The organism is Paenibacillus agaridevorans (assembly GCF_018604145.1).
Lineage (GTDB): Bacteria > Bacillota > Bacilli > Paenibacillales > Paenibacillaceae > Pristimantibacillus > Pristimantibacillus agaridevorans.
The window spans coordinates 4,200,503-4,219,770 of record NZ_CP075889.1; the positions used below are offsets into that span (position 1 = coordinate 4,200,503).

Annotated in this window: 14 protein-coding genes; 6 read left to right on the plus strand and 8 right to left on the minus strand. The window is 51.9% G+C overall.

The genetic code is table 11. From position 1 onward, the window contains the following. Window positions 1–97: 97 nt before the first annotated feature. Complete coding sequence (locus KJW29_RS17540; protein WP_214630754.1) at window positions 98–1,741, minus strand: thiamine pyrophosphate-binding protein; 1,644 nt, start codon at window positions 1,739–1,741, stop codon at window positions 98–100. A gap of 14 nt (window positions 1,742–1,755) precedes the next feature. Further along, the gene (locus KJW29_RS17545; protein WP_214630755.1) at window positions 1,756–3,990 is read right to left on the minus strand and encodes a putative bifunctional diguanylate cyclase/phosphodiesterase; all 2,235 of its coding nucleotides are present in this window, start codon (window positions 3,988–3,990) and stop codon (window positions 1,756–1,758) included. Window positions 3,991–4,382: 392 nt separating this feature from the next. Between KJW29_RS17545 and KJW29_RS17550 the strand changes: the two genes are divergently transcribed. Next, entirely contained in the window at window positions 4,383–5,957 is a 1,575-nt protein-coding gene (locus KJW29_RS17550; RefSeq protein ID WP_214630756.1) for a histidine kinase N-terminal 7TM domain-containing diguanylate cyclase, read from the plus strand. Between the two features lie 507 nt (window positions 5,958–6,464). Here the strand turns inward: KJW29_RS17550 and KJW29_RS17555 are convergent. Further along, window positions 6,465–7,247: a sporulation protein gene (locus KJW29_RS17555; RefSeq protein ID WP_214630757.1), complete on the minus strand. Its 783-nt coding sequence runs from the start codon at window positions 7,245–7,247 to the stop codon at window positions 6,465–6,467. Window positions 7,248–7,439: 192 nt separating this feature from the next. Between KJW29_RS17555 and KJW29_RS17560 the strand changes: the two genes are divergently transcribed. The 5 genes from KJW29_RS17560 to KJW29_RS17580 all read left to right on the plus strand — a co-directional run bounded on the left by KJW29_RS17560 (window position 7,440) and on the right by KJW29_RS17580 (window position 12,028). Further along, window positions 7,440–8,123: a response regulator transcription factor gene (locus KJW29_RS17560; RefSeq protein ID WP_246608762.1), complete on the plus strand. Its 684-nt coding sequence runs from the start codon at window positions 7,440–7,442 to the stop codon at window positions 8,121–8,123. Next, window positions 8,120–9,550 carry a sensor histidine kinase gene (locus KJW29_RS17565; protein WP_214630758.1) on the plus strand — a complete coding sequence of 477 codons (1,431 nt, stop codon included), beginning with the start codon at window positions 8,120–8,122 and terminating at the stop codon, window positions 9,548–9,550. Before KJW29_RS17560 ends, KJW29_RS17565 begins: the two co-directional genes overlap by 4 nt. A gap of 99 nt (window positions 9,551–9,649) precedes the next feature. Further along, window positions 9,650–10,570, plus strand: coding sequence for an ABC transporter ATP-binding protein (locus KJW29_RS17570; protein WP_214630759.1), 921 nt, complete (start codon window positions 9,650–9,652; stop codon window positions 10,568–10,570). Then, window positions 10,567–11,277, plus strand: coding sequence for an ABC transporter permease (locus KJW29_RS17575; protein ID WP_214630760.1), 711 nt, complete (start codon window positions 10,567–10,569; stop codon window positions 11,275–11,277). The genes KJW29_RS17570 and KJW29_RS17575 overlap by 4 nt, the downstream gene beginning before the upstream one ends. A gap of 1 nt (window position 11,278) precedes the next feature. Next, entirely contained in the window at window positions 11,279–12,028 is a 750-nt protein-coding gene (locus KJW29_RS17580) for an ABC transporter permease (RefSeq protein WP_214630761.1), read from the plus strand. Window positions 12,029–12,151: 123 nt separating this feature from the next. Here KJW29_RS17580 and KJW29_RS17585 read toward each other — a convergent pair whose 3' ends face one another. From KJW29_RS17585 to KJW29_RS17605, 5 genes are all read right to left on the minus strand, one after another. Further along, window positions 12,152–12,715 carry an NUDIX hydrolase gene (locus KJW29_RS17585; protein WP_343222819.1) on the minus strand — a complete coding sequence of 188 codons (564 nt, stop codon included), beginning with the start codon at window positions 12,713–12,715 and terminating at the stop codon, window positions 12,152–12,154. 33 nt (window positions 12,716–12,748) lie between these two features. Beyond that, complete coding sequence (locus tag KJW29_RS17590) at window positions 12,749–14,623, minus strand: ABC transporter ATP-binding protein (protein ID WP_214630762.1); 1,875 nt, start codon at window positions 14,621–14,623, stop codon at window positions 12,749–12,751. Then, complete coding sequence (locus tag KJW29_RS17595; protein WP_214630763.1) at window positions 14,613–16,349, minus strand: ABC transporter ATP-binding protein; 1,737 nt, start codon at window positions 16,347–16,349, stop codon at window positions 14,613–14,615. Before KJW29_RS17595 ends, KJW29_RS17590 begins: the two co-directional genes overlap by 11 nt. A gap of 5 nt (window positions 16,350–16,354) precedes the next feature. Further along, window positions 16,355–16,798, minus strand: a complete 444-nt coding sequence (locus KJW29_RS17600) for a MarR family winged helix-turn-helix transcriptional regulator (protein WP_246608763.1) — start codon at window positions 16,796–16,798, stop codon at window positions 16,355–16,357. A 490-nt stretch (window positions 16,799–17,288) separates the two neighbouring features. Beyond that, window positions 17,289–19,220, minus strand: coding sequence for a hypothetical protein (locus tag KJW29_RS17605; protein ID WP_214630765.1), 1,932 nt, complete (start codon window positions 19,218–19,220; stop codon window positions 17,289–17,291). Window positions 19,221–19,268: the final 48 nt, after the last annotated feature.

Below are 19,268 nucleotides of genomic sequence, written 5' to 3' on the forward strand. Positions count from 1 at the left end.
CCTTACCTATCCTTAAATAAAGACTTGCATCATATGATACGCGAAACCCTGCATACATTCGCGCATCCATCTATATGTCGGCCGATTACAGCCGAAATTAGGCCATCGACAACAGCCGCGTCAAGATCGGCGGGATTTCCAGCGGATCGACCATCACTTCGATCACGGTCGGTCCGTTCGCGGTTAGCGCCGCCTGAACGGCTTCACGGATATCTCTCGGGTGATGGCAGCGATAAGCCGCTGCTCCCATCGATATCGCGAATCCGCTGACATCGAGGGGATGCTCGTATACAGCGCCTACGGAGCGGCCCGTATTGTAGGACATCCCCTTATCCACCATGTCCAGTCGGCCGTTGTTCAAAACAAAAAAGATAACGGGTACGCTATGGCTGACCGCCGTCGATATTTCGGTTCCCTGCATCAGGATGCAGCCATCGCCGGTAATACAGACGACCGGCTTATCCGGCTTCGCAAGCTTCGCGCCTATGGAATAACCGATTGCGGCGCCCATTGCAATAAATACTTCATCGAAGTAGAAGGTACCCGTGCAAGGCATATCCAGATGCTGCACGGCATAAAAGGAGTGGCTGCCCGCATCTCCGAACATAATCGCCTCCTCGGGCAACGAAGCACGCAGCGCGCGGAACGATTCCCCTGCTTCCATCGGGACGCGCTGGTAACGCTCCGGATCATAGCTGGGCAGCGGCTTCAATTTGTAATCGTCCGGTCGGCCTTTGGCGCCGGCCGTATGTATGACTTGACTCAGGTTGGCCTTTAAGTCGCCAAGCACGATCTCCGTATATACATCCACCGACTTGCCCGCGAACGTCAGATCATATTCGAATTGCAGCATATGCTTTGGCTTCATCTCTTCCGTAAAACCAGACAACTGCATGTCGCACAGCTTGCTGCCGATGACGATCATCAGATCGATTCCGGATACCATATAGTCCATCGCAGTTGGCGACCCGCCCAGCCCATAACCTCCATGGTACAAAGGATGCGTTGTCGGAAAAGCGCTCTTGCCTCCTGGTGCGGTAACGACGGGAATACGCCAATGTTCGGCGATGATACGAATCTCCTCGAACGCTTCCGCCATCACTGCGCCTTTGCCGAGGAATAACACGGGACGGGCTGCCTCGTCCAGCATCGCGACCGCCCGATCAACGCTTCGGGCGATCACCGGCGATGCGTAGTCCGGCATCATGACCTGGAAGTCCTCGATCTCTTCCATTAATACATCAAACGGGATGCAGAGGTGGACAGGCCCCTTCTCCCCATGGTAGGCTCTTTCGATAGCATGCCTTAGATATAACGGGAGCAGATCCCCGCGTTCGACCCTTGCGCTAAACAGTGTAACCGGCTCGAACATCTTTACAAGATCCATGCCGAATTGGCTGGAATCCTGGCTGAGCGCCTTGCCTGTATCCTGCATGGAAGGTTGTCCGGTAATAAACAGCACGGGAACCCCGAATTCCTTGGCCTGCCCGGCGGAAGTAATCATATTGGTGCCGCCGGGTCCCGATGTTGCGATGGCTACGCCTAACGAGCCGCTCGCAAGAGCGTAACCCGAAGCCTCGAAGCCGCAGCCCGTTTCATGACGGCCCAGCACATATTGAATTTCCTGACTGTCCAGCTCCAGCATGAGCGGGGATATCGATTTGCCCGGGATGCCGAATACATGCTTTACACCCCAGCGCTTGAAATGTTCTACTATGATCGAATATACCTTTTTTTTCATTTGGTCTCCTTCATCTAATACTCGTAATGGCCATACGGTTTCAAAATACCTTCCATTTGCTCGGCAGGCAGCGGCCGGTGGAAGTAATATCCTTGCACCTCGCGGCATCTCAGCCGCTTTAAATAATTTAATTGATCCTCGGTCTCCACGCCCTCCGCGATGACGTCAATTCCCAAGTTGTAGGCCATGGCGATGATAGTAGACACAATGTCGGCGTCGATGGAATCCGTCATAATATCCCTTACGAACGACTGGTCGATCTTGAGCCTGTCAATCGAAAATAACTTCAAGTAATAAAGATTGCTGTAGCCTGTGCCGAAGTCGTCGATGCACACATGGATTCCCAGTTTTTTGAGATCCCCAAGCACTTCGATCGCAAAATCAACATCCATCGTCATCGATTCCGTAATTTCCAATTCCAGCAGCGAGGGATCGAGCCCCGTCTCCAACAGAATTTTCTGCACGGTCTCCACCAGATCACGCTTTAGAAATTGCCTTGTCGACAAATTAACGGAAATTTTCATCGGCGTCACGCCTTGATCGATCCAAGTCTTATTTTGAAGACATGCGGTTCGCAGCACCCATTCTCCGATGGGCACAATTAATCCCGTTTCTTCGGCGATGGGGATAAACTTGGAAGGCGACACCAGGCCCAGCGTAGGATGGTTCCAGCGCAACAGCGCCTCCATTCCGATAATATGACCGGTCTCCAGCTCGATCTGCGGCTGATAATGCAAAACGAACTCATTGTTCTGCAGAGCCTTCCGAATGGAGCTCTCCAGCGTGAGCTGCTCCATGCCGATACTGCTCTTTGCGGCTTTATAAAGCGCGTAATTGTTTTTGCCCCCGTCCTTGGCCAGGTACATCGCGATATCCGCGCGTTTCATCAGCGTCTCCGCATCTGTCCCATCCTGCGGATAGAAAGCAATGCCGAGACTTGACGTAATGTAGAATTCGTATTCGTCAATCTCGAACGGCGTCTCGAATGCCTTAATGATGTCATCCGCTACTTTGATAATCTCGTCCTGACTTTTTATGTCCTTCACGACGATCGTGAATTCATCCCCGCCCATGCGGGCCACGAAGTGCTTGGAGTTGCGGCAGCAATTTTTAAGTCGTCCGGCGACCAGCTTCAGCAAGGCATCCCCGTTGTTATGACCAAGATTATCATTGATTTTCTTGAAGCTGTCGAGGTCGAGGAACATTAAGCCGAACGGGCTGCGCTCGCCTTCCTGCGAGTCCAGGAGCTTCGTCAGATGCTGCGTAAAGAAGCGGCGATTCGGCAATCCGGTCAGATCGTCGTGGTACGCGAGGTGATTGATCTGCTTCTCGGCCTTGGATCTCTCCGTGATATCGCGAAATTGAGCAAAGGCTCCCATAATCAGGCCCTTCTGGTCATAGATCGGGAAGGCGTCGAACAGGCAGACAAGCCGCTCGTCTTGATTCTTCTGCTTAATGCTGATCTCCATATCCTCATAGACGATGCCGTAATGGAGAACCTCGTTAATGTATTGGCTAATCTTAAGCTCGACGATCGACTTGTGAAGCACGTCCTGCTTCTTTAGATCCGTAATATACTCCGCGAACTGATTATATTCGGTAATTTTGCCCTCGCGGTCGGTAATGATGATGCCGTTTCTCGTCGTCTCGATAACCACTTGATTAAGAATATGTAGTCTTCTGTTCTGCTTCTTGAGCAGGAGCTCGCGCTCGATGGAATCCACCACCGTGCATAACATCGCCAGCAGGAACGGATTATGCTGGTCGATTGTCGTCATTATGGTTATTGTGCCTAAGAGGCTGCTGACATCGGTGTGCTGGAACGGGACGGAATAACAAGCACTTTCTTCCAAGAAGTGAAAGTAATGATCCCTCCCGATCAACTGGAACGGCTCTCGATGATCCAGTGCCAGGTTTATGCTGTTCGTACCTGCTTCATGCTCCGTGAAGACAAGCCCGACCTTGATGCCGGACTGGCTGACGATGGTTTTGATCGTCTCGTCCCCGGCCATCTCCAGGATACATCCGTTCTCGTCCGAGATGAGAATCAGCAGCGGCAGCCCCTTCATGAGCTCCAGCATCTTGTTGACAAAAAAATTAATGACGGACAAAATCTCCTCGTACTCCATGCGCTTGCTCGCGAGTTCTGCTTCTGTCAGTACAGTCGTGAACGTCGGCACGACCTCGGGGTTAATGCCGAGCAGCTTGCACCTGTTTTGCGATTGCCGCAGCCAAATCTCGTTATCCATCTTGTTCCTCGCTTCCAACCATCCATCTATGAAATCACAAGGTGAAACGGCTGCGCCATCGTTGGGCGGCGAAGCGCGTTTCATAAAAAAAACATAATCTATGAAAAAAGCCAGCCTCATAGACTATGCAAGGTTAGTCGATCTGGCTGACGTTAGGCAATGAGTAATAAGGGATTTATAGACTTTTTGAACTTGTACTTACACCTTTTATCTATTTTACTTCACGGATTGTCAACGTTCAACAGTAATATGCAGGAATTTGCAGGAAAATTGGGGATTTGGCGATTTTCTCAAAAATGCCGACTCGAATACTGCGCTTTTATTTGTTTCGTCGAACGCGTCACCTGTGATACGATAAAAAAGACAATGATCACGAATGGAGGACTTCCTTCATGCAGCTGGATTTGACGCCGTACATCTCGTTGATTACGACCTCGGGCGTGCTTAATACCTTCCTGTGCCTATACGTCTTTTTCAAAAAAAGAGAATTCCCCGAAGCCCGGCTGCTAGTCTGGTGGACAGCCCTGCAATCGGTCTATATCTTCGCCTTCGCCTTCGAGCTTGCCAGCGATACATTGGAAGAAATAAAGAGATGGGGCGTCGTGGAATATATCGGCATCGCCTTTACGCCCGTAGTGGGACTGCTCCTTATCATGCGTTATATTGATTGGAACATATCGAGAAGAACAGCTCGCGCGATGTTTATCATACCGGCCATTACGTTCCTGCTCGTCGCAACGAACGAAAGTCATCATCTCTTCTACAAGGATGTTTACCTCCGTTCCGATACGCCCACGCCCATGGCCGACATCGTCATCGGTGACTGGTATATCGTACATGGAGCCTATACGTTCGGTTGTCTGTTCGCTGGCGCCATCCTGCTGCTCAGGCAGTGGTTCAAGACCAAAAAAACCTTCCGTATCCAATTGCTCACTTTGCTCTGCGGACAGAGCTTGCCCATGATCGGAGCCTTCCTCTATCTGATCGGCGCTACGCCATATGGCGCGGATCCCGTACCGTTTATTCTCAGCATCACCTCGGCCCTGTATATATGGGCCATTCTCTCTACGCGCCTCCTCATGATAGTGCCTATAGCCAAGGAAAATATATTCGAGAGTATGAGAGAAGGCGTCATCGTGCTCGACCGGTCGGGACGTCTGATCGATTATAATAAAGCGGCTTCCCGGATGATTCCCGCGCTCCGCAGAAGCTTGCTCGGCAAAAGGCTTGTCGATATATGGGAAAATCTGACCGGCTTGCCGCACTATGGACTTAAGCGGCCGGGAGCAGATGAGACGGTACAGGAGCTGCAGTGGGAGAGCGGCGGCGTCCTGTCGATTTACCAGGCCAAATTATCGATCGTTCGTGGCCGGGGCGGCGATGTTATCGGAGATCTGCTTATGCTGGTCGATGTTACAGAACAAAAGCGGCTTGAGGAGCAGCTTCGTCATATGGCTTATTACGACGGCTTGACCGGCATCTATAATCGGACGCAGTTCATCATTCGCGCCAAGGAACAGCTGGAGCTGTCCGCCTTGCGGGAACGCCCGACCTCCGTCATCCTGTTCGATATCGATAACTTCAAAGCATTCAACGACTCGTACGGTCACGAGACGGGCGATGAAGTGCTGCGCCACGCAGCCGCCGTCTGCCAGCGCGAGCTGAAGCCGGACATGCTGTTCGCGAGATATGGCGGCGAGGAATTCGTTGTAGCGATACATGGCGAGTTGCCGGAGAGCGCGGACTTGATCGCGGAGCGGCTGCGGATCGCCCTGTCCGGCAATACGCTGGACACCCCAGCACACGGAAGCCTCACCGTGACCGCCAGCTTCGGCGTCGCTTCCTCGGCGGACAGCGCCGCAAGTTTGGAGACACTCCTAAGGGAAGCAGATGCTGCCCTGTACGAAGCGAAGCGAGGCGGACGCAACCGGGTTTGCCGCTATCAAGGACGTATGGCGGCGACTTAGACAGGTAAACTGGCTGACGCCGCACTTTGGCGAATCAGATCACTTCCAATATGAAACGGCTGTCGTTGCACTTTGGCGAAAAAAAGGCTCGCATGAACGCGAATTAGCGGTTGCGCGGACCTTTTTCCATTACGTTGTTTACACTGCGGCGGCAAGTTATCCAACTCTCCTGAACCATTTCGGCGACAAACTTTCAACGAGTCGGGAACCATGGGACGGGATGGGGCGTAACCGTGCAAAGATATTCCATAGGCGTTAATAACGACTATGGAGCTTCGATTGGCAGCAACAGCGTCCCATAGGCGTTAATAACGACTATGGAGCTTCGAATGGCAGCAAAAGCATCACATAGGCGTTAATAACGACTATGGAGCTTCAATTGGCAGCACAAAAGAGCTGTCCAATAGGATCGATGAATGGTAATTGTACATCATCGACCCTGAGACAGCTCCTATACTAACTTCGCTTTCTACTAACTTCGTTCTCTGCTAACTTCGCCCCGGCAGCTTAATGAGAATAGCGCGATATCACATTGTTGAGAAGAGAAGCCACGTATTGCGGTCCTTGCGCAAAATCGGCTTCTTTGACCACGACCTTTACGAAGCTTTCGTCCGTATCCATAGCTTCGGCGAACAAACCGAACAGATTTTTTGCACGACGGTCAATCTGCAGCAGCAGCTCCAGCTCGCTGCCTCGATTGCGCAGGAACACGAGCTCCACCTCGTCCAGCTGTCCGCGATAAGCACCGCCATACGGCACCCATTCGAACTCTTGCACGAACGGAGAAGAGTCTCCGATTCGAGGCGCGTAGACCGTTTCCGCTTCGCGGAGCTTGAAGCCCAGCGATTCGATCGCCTGCAAAACCATGTGCATAGGCTGGGTCGGCACAACTTCGATATAATCGTTGTCCGTCGGATCAACGGAGGAGCGAATATCAGCCGACGTCTTGATCCACACCGGCGATCGGCCGATGGACAGCGGCGTATTGGGAGCCAGGTAGAAGCTGAAGCCGATTTCCCTGTTTTCGCCCGCGCGCACCATTACAGGCGGAGAGACGCGTACCTTGCCAAGCTCCACGTTCTGCTTCAACTTGCTATCGTTCACTTCTTTGATGTAATAAGTCATGATGGACAAATCAATGCCTTCGATCTGCTGATCGACCGAACCTCCATAAATGCGTACCACACCGCGCACCTCGTCGCCGGGACTATAGGATGTGCGCTCCAGCAGCGTATCCACCTTCGCCGCCCCAATTCCCACGCTTGCCATCATGCGGTTGAACAATGACATGGAATCCACTCCTTCTCGTATCATTACCTCATAACCAACTATTACGAAACACCCTAGCAAATGGTATCAGCAACATCATAACAAATTTTCACAATTTGTGTACGGTTACTTGAACAGACTTTCCCGCAGGCTTTCGCGGCAAGGAGTCTTCGTATATAATTTTCGAAAAACGGGTGCGAGGGGACGATCGACTTGACCACTAACTCCATTAAGTTGCTTTATATCGAGGACGACACGGAAATAGGAGAGCTTGTAACGGAGCAGCTCCGCTCCAAATCATACGAGGTGAAATGGCTTAAAAGCGGCGAGGAGGCTTTGCGTGAAGCCGAGGGCTGCAGCTTGGTCGTGCTGGACGTCATGCTGCCCGGGCTTGACGGCTTCACGATCGGACAAAGACTGAAGAAAGCGAATCCGGATCTGCCTATCCTGATGCTGTCCGCTCGAACGTCCATCGATGACAAGCTGCAAGGCCTTGAATTCGCGGATGATTACGTGACCAAGCCATTCCATCCCGACGAATTGTCGGCCCGGATCGAAGTGCTCCTCCGCCGCGGCGGAAGACGCTCCAGCGAACCGACCAAGGTAAAGCATCTGCTTGTTTATGAGGCAGAAAACCGGATCGTGCATGCGGATACCGGAGAAGAGCTCGCCCTCGGGGGCAAGCAGTTTCACATCTTCATGTTTCTGTTCCGCCATCTGGGGCAAATTCTGACCAAGGAGCAAATCTACGAGGCGGTATGGGGCGAATCTTATCTGGACGGGGATAAGACGCTTATGGTACATATCCGGCACTTGCGCGAGAAGATCGAGAAGGACCCCGCTTCGCCCGAAGTCGTCGAGACGATTCGCGGGCTGGGTTATCGGGTACGGGCATGAACAAACGCAACGATTCGCAAGCTCCCGTACGCAAGTCGCGTCTCCTGCCTGGCTCGCTGCAGGGACAATATTTGATCATCGTGCTGGCCGCATTCCTGTTCATTCCCGTCATAATCCCGCTTGCCAGTCTCACCTACACCATCGTTCAGTGGAGCTCGAAATCAGATATGGAGGGCGGCGCCAAGTATGGCGGGACGTCTGGTCTTTTGTCGGATTGGCATGCGCATGCCGCCAATATGGAAGGCAAGTCGGATGAGGCCATCGACGAAGCTCTCATCGAGCTGAAAAGACGCTATCCCGAAGCCTCCATGTTCTGGGTCGACGCAAATGGCGCGACAAGGAGTCAACTGCCGCCTCAGCTCGATATTCCGGCGCAATGGACGCCGGAGGAGGCCATCCGGTTTATGAAGGCAAGCATCGGTAAAGATCCCTATACGGTCATCGCTTTCCTCGGCAAGGAAAATGCCGGCCCTTCCTTTATGACGATCCGAATGCCGCGCGAAGCGATCTCCACGGGCAATCCGAACGGCTCCGGGACGCCGTATTACATCGCCTTCGTCTTTGTCATGTTCTCGGTGTTCGTAGCCATGTCGCTCTTGTTCTTCCGCCACATCCGCAGACGGCTCCTTCGTCTGCAATCCGCTATGGCGCGGCAGGATGAGCACGGCATCCCGGAACCCGTCGCGATCAAACGCTGGGACGAAATCGGAGCGCTGGAATACTCCTTCAACGGCATGGTCGCCCAGCTCAGGGACAGCCGGCAGCGCCAGAGCGAAGAAGAACAGCTGCGCAAGTCGCTCGTCGCGAATCTGTCGCATGATCTGCGCACTCCGCTCACGATTATGCAGGGGCATCTCTACCAATTGCGCGAGGAGCCGCTTAGTCCGAAGGGGCAGCAATCCGTATCGGTCATGCAGGGCAAGGCCGAAGGGTTGGGCGAGCTTATTGACAACCTGCTTGCCTATACGCTCATGACCAGCGGGCGCTATAAGCTGACCCTGGAGGCTGTTGACATCGTCCGGCTGGCGAGAGAATCCGCCGCAAGCTGGTATCCGCTCTGGGAACGGGAAGGTCTCGAGGTCGACGTTCGGCTACCCCATGAGCAGCTGATATGGCAAGGCGATCGCGCGGGCTTGCAGCGCATGCTGGACAATTTGTTCCAGAATGTCGTTCGCCATGCCCGGGATGGCGGTTATATCGGCTTAGCGTTGGAGAATCGGCAAGGACAGCCCTGCCTTGTCATCTCCGACAGAGGCCGGGGTCTGAACTCCGAATCCTCTGCCACAGGGGCGGGCGTCGGACTTGCCATCGTGGATTATTTGGCCGACAGCATGGGACTTGTCCGCGAAACGGCAAGCTCGGAGGAAGGGACGCGGGTGTATCTGTACGAAAAGACGAAGGCGAAGGACGAACGCGGCTTTTTTTAAGAGGTCGTTCAATTTGAACTCGCATTTAAACGAAATTTAACCTTCGATGTACACGGGACTTAACCTTGAGACGTTAATCTGGATCTCGAGGTGATCGACTTGAAAGAATGGATAATTGAGACAAGAGGTCTCGGCAAGAGGTACAAGGGGCGCTACGCGGTATCCAACCTGAATCTGCAAATCGCAAAAGGGGAAATATACGGTTTCCTGGGGCCGAACGGCGCGGGCAAAACAACGACGATCCGCATGCTGCTCGGTCTGATCAAACCATCGGGAGGGTCTATTCGGATTTTCGGACGACCGCTGGAGAAGGACCGGCTGTCTATTCTACGGAAGGTCGGGTCGCTGGTGGAATATCCGTCGAACTACGGACATCTGACCGCCGTTCAGAATCTCGAGGCGATTCGCCGCATCATCGGCGTGCCTGCGGGCCGAATCGATGAGGTTCTCGCTATCGTCGGATTGACGAAGGAAGCAAAGCGCCCGGTTAAAGGATATTCGCTCGGCATGAAGCAACGCCTGGGTATAGCGAGCGCTCTGCTCGGCAACCCGGAGCTGCTCATCCTGGATGAGCCCACCAATGGCCTCGACCCGTCCGGCATCCTGGAAATTCGCGAGCTGATCAAGGAGATGCCGCGTGAGTACGGCATTACCGTGCTCATCTCCAGCCATCTGCTAAGCGAAGTGGAGCAAATGGCTAGCGTCGTCGGCATCATTCGCCGCGGGGAGCTGGTGTTCCAGGATACGATCAACAGCTTGCGCACGCAGTCGCAGAGCGCCGTCACGCTCCGCGTCTCGGAACGCGAAGACGCCTTGGGCGTGCTGGCGAACCGCGGTATCGAAGCCGCGATCGGCGCGGGCGACTCCACGCTGTCGCTCGGCAGCGCCGGAGACGCAGACGTAGCCCTGGCCGTCAAAGAACTGGTGCAATCCGGTCATGCCGTCTATCGAGTGGAAGAAGATCGCAAGACGCTGGAGAAGCTGTTCCTCGAAATCGTCGGGGAGGATGGAAGCTTATGATCGTTCAAGCGATAAGATCCGATCTGCTCAAGATCAATGGCAAAGGACTGTGGTTCCTGACCTTCCTCGCCCCGGTCGGCTTAATCGCGATGCAAGGGCTGAATTACGGCCTCCGTTACGATTATATGATAAAAGCCTACGCCGGCGATCCCTGGGGCGGCCTGCTGGACAATATTTTGATGTTCGTTCCCATCGCGCTTTTGATGGGCATTACCATTCTGAGCTCCATGCTGGCCAATGTCGAGCATCATACAAGCGCGTGGAAGCAGTTGCTCGCGCTGCCGATCTCGCGATACGCGGTGTTTGGCTCCAAATTTGCCATCGTCGCATTGCTGCTTGCCGTTGCCAGCATCGTGCTCGCACTCGGTGCCTTCGGACTCGGACTGCTGCTCGGCTTCGATGCGGCGGACTTCCCCGTGACCGATGCTATAAAGCTGGCGGCTTATCCCTATCTGGCATCCTGGACGCTGCTGACTCCGGTGTTATGGATGTGCGTGACTTACCGCAACCAGTCTCTGCCGATCACGATCGGAATCGTTGCCGCCTTGATCTCGGTGTTCCCTCTCTCGGAGTGGGTGCCCACCAACTGGCCGCTTGCTTCCTACAAAGCAGAAAACGGCGAAACCTTCGTCCTGGCCGGGCTAATCATCGGACTTGCGATTTTGCTGCCGGCTGCCGTCCATTTCAATCGAAAGGACGTGAACTGAGATGGGATTCCGTTCTTTCCTGGGGCTGCTCGGCGCCGAACGGTTAAAGCTTAGCCGCTCCTTGATCTGGCTGCTCGTCCCCATTAGTCCGCTGCTGGCCGCGCTCATCGGCGCCATGTCGAATTTGACGGACGTACCGGAAGCAGCGCGATACGATCTGCTGCAATCCACCGTCTTTATGCTCCATGCCCTGCTTCTGATGCCCATTTTGACAGGCATCTTCTCCTCCTTCGTGTGCAGATACGAGCACAGCGGGGGCGGATGGAAGGCAACGCTTAGTTTGCCGGTATCGCGCACCGCTTTGTATGGAGCCAAATTCTTTATGGTGGCTGCCTTGCTTGCCGCCGTGCAGCTCGCCATGATCGGCGCGCTGCTCGCGGCCTCCGCCGTACAGGGAATTACAGGCAGCATCGACTGGCAATCGGCGCTCGTCTCCCTCCTTACGGGATGGATTGCGTGCCTGCCTCTTGCCGCTTTGCAGTTGTGGGCTTCCATCGGCTGGAGCAGCTTCGCCGCGCCGCTGGCCATCAACGTGTCCATGACGATTCCGAATATCCTTATCATCAACTCCGCCACGTACGGACCGTTCTATCCCTGGGCACAGCCGGCGCTCGGCATGCTTGTACAAAGCGGAGAGCAAAATTTCGGAGCGTTTAATCTGCCCCTCGAGAACATTCTCGTGACGGTAGGCTGCAGCTTCGTGTTGTTCGTAGCAGGGGGACTTCTCTATTTCCATCGCAAAGAGATTTGATTGTTATGAGCGACTTCGCCGGTACGGGCTGCCGGAACAAGCGCGAGCAAGCAACATCCCGTTCTTGAACTTAGAGAAAAACCGTCAGGATCGATCTTCCTGACGGTTCTTTGCGTTTGAGTACTACACCCGGAACAACCCGTAACCGTTCAGCGGAACGATGGGGGCCGCGTCCTTAAGCAATCCCGCCGATTGACCGCGGAACGCGATATCGGCCAGCCATCTGGTAAACGGGGCGACGTTCATCTCCGCCATCTCTTCAAGCGTAAAAAAACCTGCGGCATCCACCTCGTAGTCATCCGGCCGCGGCTCGCCGCCGACATAGTCCATGGCAAACGCGATGTAAACGTTGTGAATGTCCCTCGGCTGATCGCGCAGCGCAGCGACGCCGGTAACGACGGCCTCTATGCCGCTTTCCTCCATCACCTCGCGCACAATCGTTTCTTCGATGGGTTCCAACTGCTCGATGTATCCGCCGGGATTGGTCCAAAAACCTTTGCCCGGATTTTGCGCGCGGCGGACGAGCAGCATTTTGTCGTCCTTCTTCACGAGTGCCCCGACGCCGATGCTATAGCTGCCCCAGTGCACGAAGCTGCATGTCGTACACGCTTGTCGCGAATGACCGTCCATCTCCCTGTATTCCATCGCGCTCCCGCAGGCTGAACAAAACTTCACTTCCACTTCCATACCTTCTCTCCATGTCTTGGATCATTACTTTCACTATGTTTGCACATTCTTGAACTGTTGGTCAAACATGCCGTAATATACGCCTCGCCGCTCCATCAGCGAGTCATGCGTCCCTTTCTCCTGAAGCTTGCCCCGGTCAATGACCATGATCGCATCGGCGTCCCGGATCGTATTAAGCCGGTGCGCGATAATAAACGTCGTCCGGCCCTTCATCACCTTGAGCAGCGCTTCCTGAATATGCAGCTCCGTCCGAGTGTCGATGCTGCTGGTCGCTTCGTCGAGGATGAGAATCGACGGCTTAGCCAGGATGACCCTGGCGATCGCGAGCAGTTGTCGCTGCCCCTGGCTCAGATTGCCGCCGTTCTCGGTCAGCTCCGTACCGTAGCCTTGAGGAAGCCGCCGAATAAAGGCATCGGCATTGGCCATCCGCGACGCCTGCAGCATTTCCGCCTCCGTCGCATCCGGCTTCCCGTACAAAATATTGTCCCGGATCGTGCCGGAAAACAGATATGTATCCTGCAGCACGATGCCAAAGCATTGGCGCAGGCTCTCCCTCGTATAGTCCCGGATATCGCGGCCGTCGATCAGAATGCGGCCGCCCGTCACATCGTAGAAGCGCGTAAGCAGATTAACGATGGTCGTCTTGCCCGCTCCCGTCGGCCCTACCAGCGCCGTGCTGCTCTCTTTTGGCGAATCGAAGCTGACATTGTTCAAGATCGGGACATCCTGGCGATAACCGAAGTTGACATTCTCGAATACGACATGCCCTTTAGGGTTAGACAGAACGATAGCGCCGGGCGCATCGGGCTCCTCTTCCTTTTCGTCCAGCACCTCGAACACCCGCTCCGCGCCCGCTACGCCTGACAGCAGAACATTGTAGATTTGAGCCATCTCGTTAAGCGGACGGACAAATTGCCGGGAATATCCCACGAAGCTCGCGATCAGACCAACGCTAAGATGTCCGTTGACGGCCATCACGCCGCCGACGATTGCGATGGTGGCGATCCCGATATTGTTAATCACGCCGAGGAGCGGCATCAGGAAACCAGACCAGATCTGCGCTTTGAGCGACACCTGAAGCAGCTTGCCGTTCACTTCCTCGAACTGCTGAATCGACTTGGCTTCGTGATTGAACGCCTTTACGACCTGCAAACCCGTGATCGTCTCTTCGATATGGCCGTTAAGCTTGCCCAACTGCGCCTGCTGCTCCTTAAACAGCACGCCGGTCCGGCTCGTCACGAATTTCGCGAGCAGATAGACGAGCGGCACCGTGATCAGGGTAGCGAGCGTCAGCAGCGGGCTTAAAACCAGCATCATGACAAGCGAACCGACGATGCCAATGAAGCCCGACATCAGTTGCACCGTCGATTGCGATACCGTATTGCTGACGTTGTCGATATCGTTCGTCACCCGGCTCATGAGCTCGCCATGCGATCTGGAATCGAAGAAGCGCAAAGGCAGCTTCTGCAGCTTGCCGAACAGCGAGCCTCGCAGCTGCTTTACCACACGTTGGGACAACCCTGCCATCAGCCAGCTCTGGAGGAAAGACAACGCGCCTTCGCTGACATAAGCAGCAATTAATACAAGCAGAATGATCTCCAGCAGGCCGAAATCGACGCCGCCATCATCCGCCGCGCTCATGGCGTCGATGGCGGATCCAATCAGATACGGCGCGGCCACAGCCAGCAAGGAAGTCGCAATGACGAATGCGAAGATAACAATAAGACGTTTGCGCTCGCTGCCGAAGTAACGCCAGAGCCGAAGCATCGTCGCTCGCATTTGCTTCGGCTTGACCGGCTTTCGTCCGTGTCCGCCCGCTCCGGGTCTGCCGATTCCCGGGATTGCCGGAGGCACCTTGGCTTCGCTTGCGCCACCTTGACCTTGGCTTCCGCTCGAATTAGACGACATCGGTCTTCAGCTCCTTCCCGATCTGGGAACGATAGATCTCTTGGTACACCTGGCAGCGTTCCAGGAGCTCATCATGCGTTCCTTTATCCACGATCTTCCCTTGATCCATGACGATAATGTTGTCCGTATCCATTACGGAAGTAATCCGCTGCGCGATGAGCAGGCAAGTCATGCCTTGCGCATAAGTCTTGAGCGCCGATTTGATGCGAGCCTCCGTCACCATATCGACCGCGCTCGTGCAATCGTCGAGAATAAGAATGTCCGGTCTGCGGATCAGCGCTCTCGCGATGGATATCCGCTGCTTCTGACCGCCGGACAGATTAACGCCGCGCTGTCCTAACAGGGATTGATAACCTTCAGGCAGCCGCTGGATAAATTCATGCGCCTCGGCAAGCTTAGCTGCCTCCACCACTTCTTCGTCCGTCGCGTCTTCCTTGCCCCAGCGGATATTGTCCATAATGGAGCCCGTGAACAGCATGGTTTGCTGCGGCACGATGGCGATGCGTTCCCGAAGCGCCGACGGATCGAGCTCTCTGATATCCGTATGGCCTACCCGGATCACGCCGGAGTCCGCATCGTAGAAGCGGGGAATCAGCTCCACCAGACTGCTCTTGCCCGAGCCGGTGGAGCCGACGATGCCGATCGTCTCGCCGGGACGGCATGCGAAGGTCGCGTCGTCCACCGCCGGGCTGCCTTGTTCGCCGCCGTAGGAGAAGGTGACGTTCCGGAATTCGACAGCGCCTTTGGCTGTCGGATTCCAATCGCCCTCTTCCCGCCAAGTCATGCCGTTCTCTTGTTTGAATACCTCGCCGATCCGCTGCGCGGACGCTTTGGCCCTGATAAACATCGTGAATACCATCGTCAGCATCATGAGCGCGAACAGAATCTGAGTCATATAGTTGACGAAGGCCACGAGATGCCCGACCGGCAGCAGATCGGCATTTAACCACCGCCCGCCAAGCCAGAGCACCGTCACGATACCGAAATTGACCGTCAGCATAATCGCGGGATTAAAGATCGACATCGCCCGCATCGCGTTCGTCGAGCGGGCGCGCTGCTCCTCGTTCGACTTCTCGAATCTCTCTTCCTCGTAGTCGAATCGGTTGAACGCCTTGACGACCCTTACGCCGGATAAGTATTCGCGCACCGTCGCGTTCACCTTGTCCAAGGACTTCTGCACGTTCATGAACCTCGAAAACCCGATTCGAATATTAAGCGCTACCAAAACAATGACGATGGGAACGATAACAAGCAGAATAATGGACAAATTCCAGTTGAGCCGGATCGCCATAATAAGCGCGCCTATCCCTATAATGGGAGCCTTTACGAAAATGCGCATCATCCCGTTTAGAAAGTTCTGCACGAGCGTTACGTCGTTCGTCAGTCGCGTAATGAGCGATCCGCGGTCGAATTGATTCATGCTGTCGAAGGACAACGACTGGATTTTGGCAAACAGATCCGAGCGAAGCTCAGCTCCGAATTTCTGGGAGACATGGCTCGCCACAACATTGCGGATGGAAGCCGCTACCGCCCCCATTGCGGTAATGAGCAGCATAAGCCCCCCCATTTGGAGGACATGGTTCATATCCTTCTCCGCGATCCCCTCGTCGATGATGTTCGCGAGCAGCGTCGGCATCATCAGATCCGCGCCGGCTTCGATCGTGACGAACAGGATGGCGAGAAGAAAGCTTTTCCAATATTTTCGAATGTAGCGACCGTAAGGCATTGGAGTTAGTCTCCTTTCCTTGGCAGATGCGACGACAGCTTCTCCATCAGGGCCACAAGCTGCCGCTTCTCGTCTTCGTTGAAATGGGCGAATGGCTCCTCGAGCGATTCCAGCCAGGCCGCTTCCATGCCGGCAATGGTCTCTTCGCCGCTCGGCGTCAGCTTGACGAGCTTTACCCGCGCGTCCTCGGGACTGTTCTCCCGCACGACGTGTTTCATCAGCTCGAGCCGGTCGATCATCTGGGACATCGTGCTCGCCCGCACGTCCAGATGGGCGGCGAGCTGCCCGATCGTCCTTCCCTCCGTGCAGCGCAGATGGCGAAGGAGCATCCATTGCACGCGCGTCAGCTCCGGCTGGTTCCGATGGAACGCCTCCGAGCGCAGGTAACGTTGAATGCGTTGCATGTGGCCGACGAAGTGCTCTAATGTGACTCGGCTATGATCGTTCACGTTCTCCCCTCCCGCTTCGAATGTTTTATCGCTAAACATATTATATAGCGAACCTAAATAAATTTAAAAGAAAAAAGTGCTTAAATAAATAATTGATTTACTTACAAATAGGAGTCCCTAACTAGGCATCCTAGTTAAAAGCTGACACGACAAAATATGATTAAATATTGAGACAATTCTTAATAACTAGTTGATGCTATATTAAAATAACAACTACTCTTCGTTAGAATTACTAAATTGTACGTTTACTAGCACTTAGATTGTATAATGAGGCCTCAAAAATGTGATAATAACATTGTTGATAAGTTTTTGAAAACAAACAGAAGTTGTAGGAGACTTGTCCACTGAATTGATCTATGAGAAATATATTATCGAAGGAAATGAAGTGTCCTAGTTAAATTGAAAATTCATCTTAGTAAAAATAAGGCTGTCACTAAACAGCCTTATTTCAATCAGCTTTAAGCATACACTTATTTTTAAAATTAACCATTCAGGAGCTTAAATTAATAAGAACTTTTTCAATTTGTCTACTTATTACCAGCTCTAACTTTCTAATTAGGCTTTTTATTGTCGTACCATACATCATATTAATTATCATTACACTAAGTAGCAATATGAACAGGCCGGATAACAAATATTTATTCCACAAGACAGGAATCTCCCAAGGAAATGTGTAAACTACCACTGAAGTTAAAAATACAATAAAAATAAATTCAATTCCTTTCGACACTAATCTTGCATATTTATTAGATTTGTTCTTGATATTGGTAATTCTTATTTGTTCTTTTTCTTCTGCAGCTACTACTCGTTGATATGATGATTCCTTCTCACCTTCTAATTCTCCAATTCTTTCTTTTAACTTTTTCTGAGTATTTTCTTTTACCATTTCTAGTATTTCCGACACTGTGCCTTGTGCAAAGGCACCACTATCACCTTCAGTTACTTGAACTAGTGCTTGCTTAGCATCTAGTGAATGTCGAAGTATAAAATAATCTTCATTTGTAATTGACTTATCACCTTTCAACTTTTCTAATTCTTGCATATATTTCTTCCATAAAATTTCATCTGGCTGCAAAGCAGCGTAACTGTTTGCAATAATCATTTTTCTAGCTAAATTGGGAGCTTTAGTTGGTTTTTTAAGCCATAACAAGTTAGTAAGATCAGTGTCTGTTATTAATGGTGGAGTCGCTTCTTCTTTATAATCATTATTAAAATGTTCATTTGCTACTTTAACAAGTCGATGATTAGTCGTAACAAAAAGCGCTCTACAATCTTCAATCGAGTAATAACTCTTGTTTCCCCTTAATCTATAAATTGATGAAATTGATTTCACATCTCTTGTTAACGAATTATTATTTCTATAAGTAATTTTCGAACGAATGGAATCTTCAAGTCCTTTTTCATCGTTAACTGAGGAGTGATCATCATAACTTGGAGTATCAATTACTTTTATTCGCAATAGTTCTAGGCTGGATTCGATTTTCTCAGCTAACAGACGCACATCTGAATCAGTCTTCCCTCGCAATATAAAATGTTCAAATGATTCAAGGCTAAACCCTGTTAAGTCATAATGATTTCTTCCCGAACCACCTAAGTCAGCAGCACATCCCTCAAGAATAGCTTTAACTTCTGATACAGTATGTCGAAAACATTTTAGATCTGCCCCAGTCTCATACAATAGATTCAAAAGCTCCTGACTTGGTTCTCTTCGAGAATCTCCTGTGTACCCGAGCACAAATAATAAAAAAGCCGTATCAAAGTATACAGTTGTTTTTTTAAACTTTTGCATCACCTTTCCTTGGTCCTTTACAAATAATGCATTTGCTAGCATGTTACCTTTGAACACTTCTTCTAAGTATTCCATTCTTGGGTCATTTAACTCTTGTAATTTCCGAATAAAAGATGCAACAATAAATTTATAATTTGATGGTGATGATCCAGATATTTTTATTAATGCTCTGTTATGAGTAACGTGTAACATTTGTAATATTTCTTCATCAAAGTACTTTATTAAAGCGCTTTCAGATTCTTCATAGCTCCAATCAGCTTTATGTTCGTTTAGACAGAATTGTTGAAAAGAAGTTATTACAGCATCATGTGCGGTTAAGACTCTCTGTTGAACTGCATTTATATCAGAACTCTCAACCATCTCTCGATTAATATAATATGCATTATATTCTTTTCTAACGTATTTCCCTTTATTTGCTCTCGCGAGAAGCCTAATAATTACATTGTGAGGAAAGCTTAGTCCAAACCTTTCCTCAACCTGCTTTTTAAGTTCAGGCACAGATACTACTTCACTACTAGTATCCTTTAAACATTCTACAATAAATGGTATAAAATTATGTATGTAGTCTTTTTTATTGCTATCCCAATTAACCTTTAACACAGCTAAACTTACAAGAACAGAAGTGTCACTCAATGTTTTTCTTCCCCTCGGATTGTATGGATTTTCTCACACCAAATAGAC

Excerpts from the sequence above, each read along its gene's own strand:
- KJW29_RS17540 (WP_214630754.1), bottom strand. The coding sequence starts at position 1,741 with ATGAAAAAAAAGGTATATTCGATCATAGTAGAACATTTCAAGCGCTGG.
- KJW29_RS17545 (WP_214630755.1), bottom strand. The coding sequence starts at position 3,990 with ATGGATAACGAGATTTGGCTGCGGCAATCGCAAAACAGGTGCAAGCTG.
- KJW29_RS17550 (WP_214630756.1), top strand. The coding sequence starts at position 4,383 with ATGCAGCTGGATTTGACGCCGTACATCTCGTTGATTACGACCTCGGGC.
- KJW29_RS17555 (WP_214630757.1), bottom strand. The coding sequence starts at position 7,247 with ATGTCATTGTTCAACCGCATGATGGCAAGCGTGGGAATTGGGGCGGCG.
- KJW29_RS17565 (WP_214630758.1), top strand. The coding sequence starts at position 8,120 with ATGAACAAACGCAACGATTCGCAAGCTCCCGTACGCAAGTCGCGTCTC.
- KJW29_RS17575 (WP_214630760.1), top strand. The coding sequence starts at position 10,567 with ATGATCGTTCAAGCGATAAGATCCGATCTGCTCAAGATCAATGGCAAA.
- KJW29_RS17580 (WP_214630761.1), top strand. The coding sequence starts at position 11,279 with ATGGGATTCCGTTCTTTCCTGGGGCTGCTCGGCGCCGAACGGTTAAAG.
- KJW29_RS17585 (WP_343222819.1), bottom strand. The coding sequence starts at position 12,715 with ATGGAAGTGGAAGTGAAGTTTTGTTCAGCCTGCGGGAGCGCGATGGAA.
- KJW29_RS17590 (WP_214630762.1), bottom strand. The coding sequence starts at position 14,623 with ATGTCGTCTAATTCGAGCGGAAGCCAAGGTCAAGGTGGCGCAAGCGAA.
- KJW29_RS17595 (WP_214630763.1), bottom strand. The coding sequence starts at position 16,349 with ATGCCTTACGGTCGCTACATTCGAAAATATTGGAAAAGCTTTCTTCTC.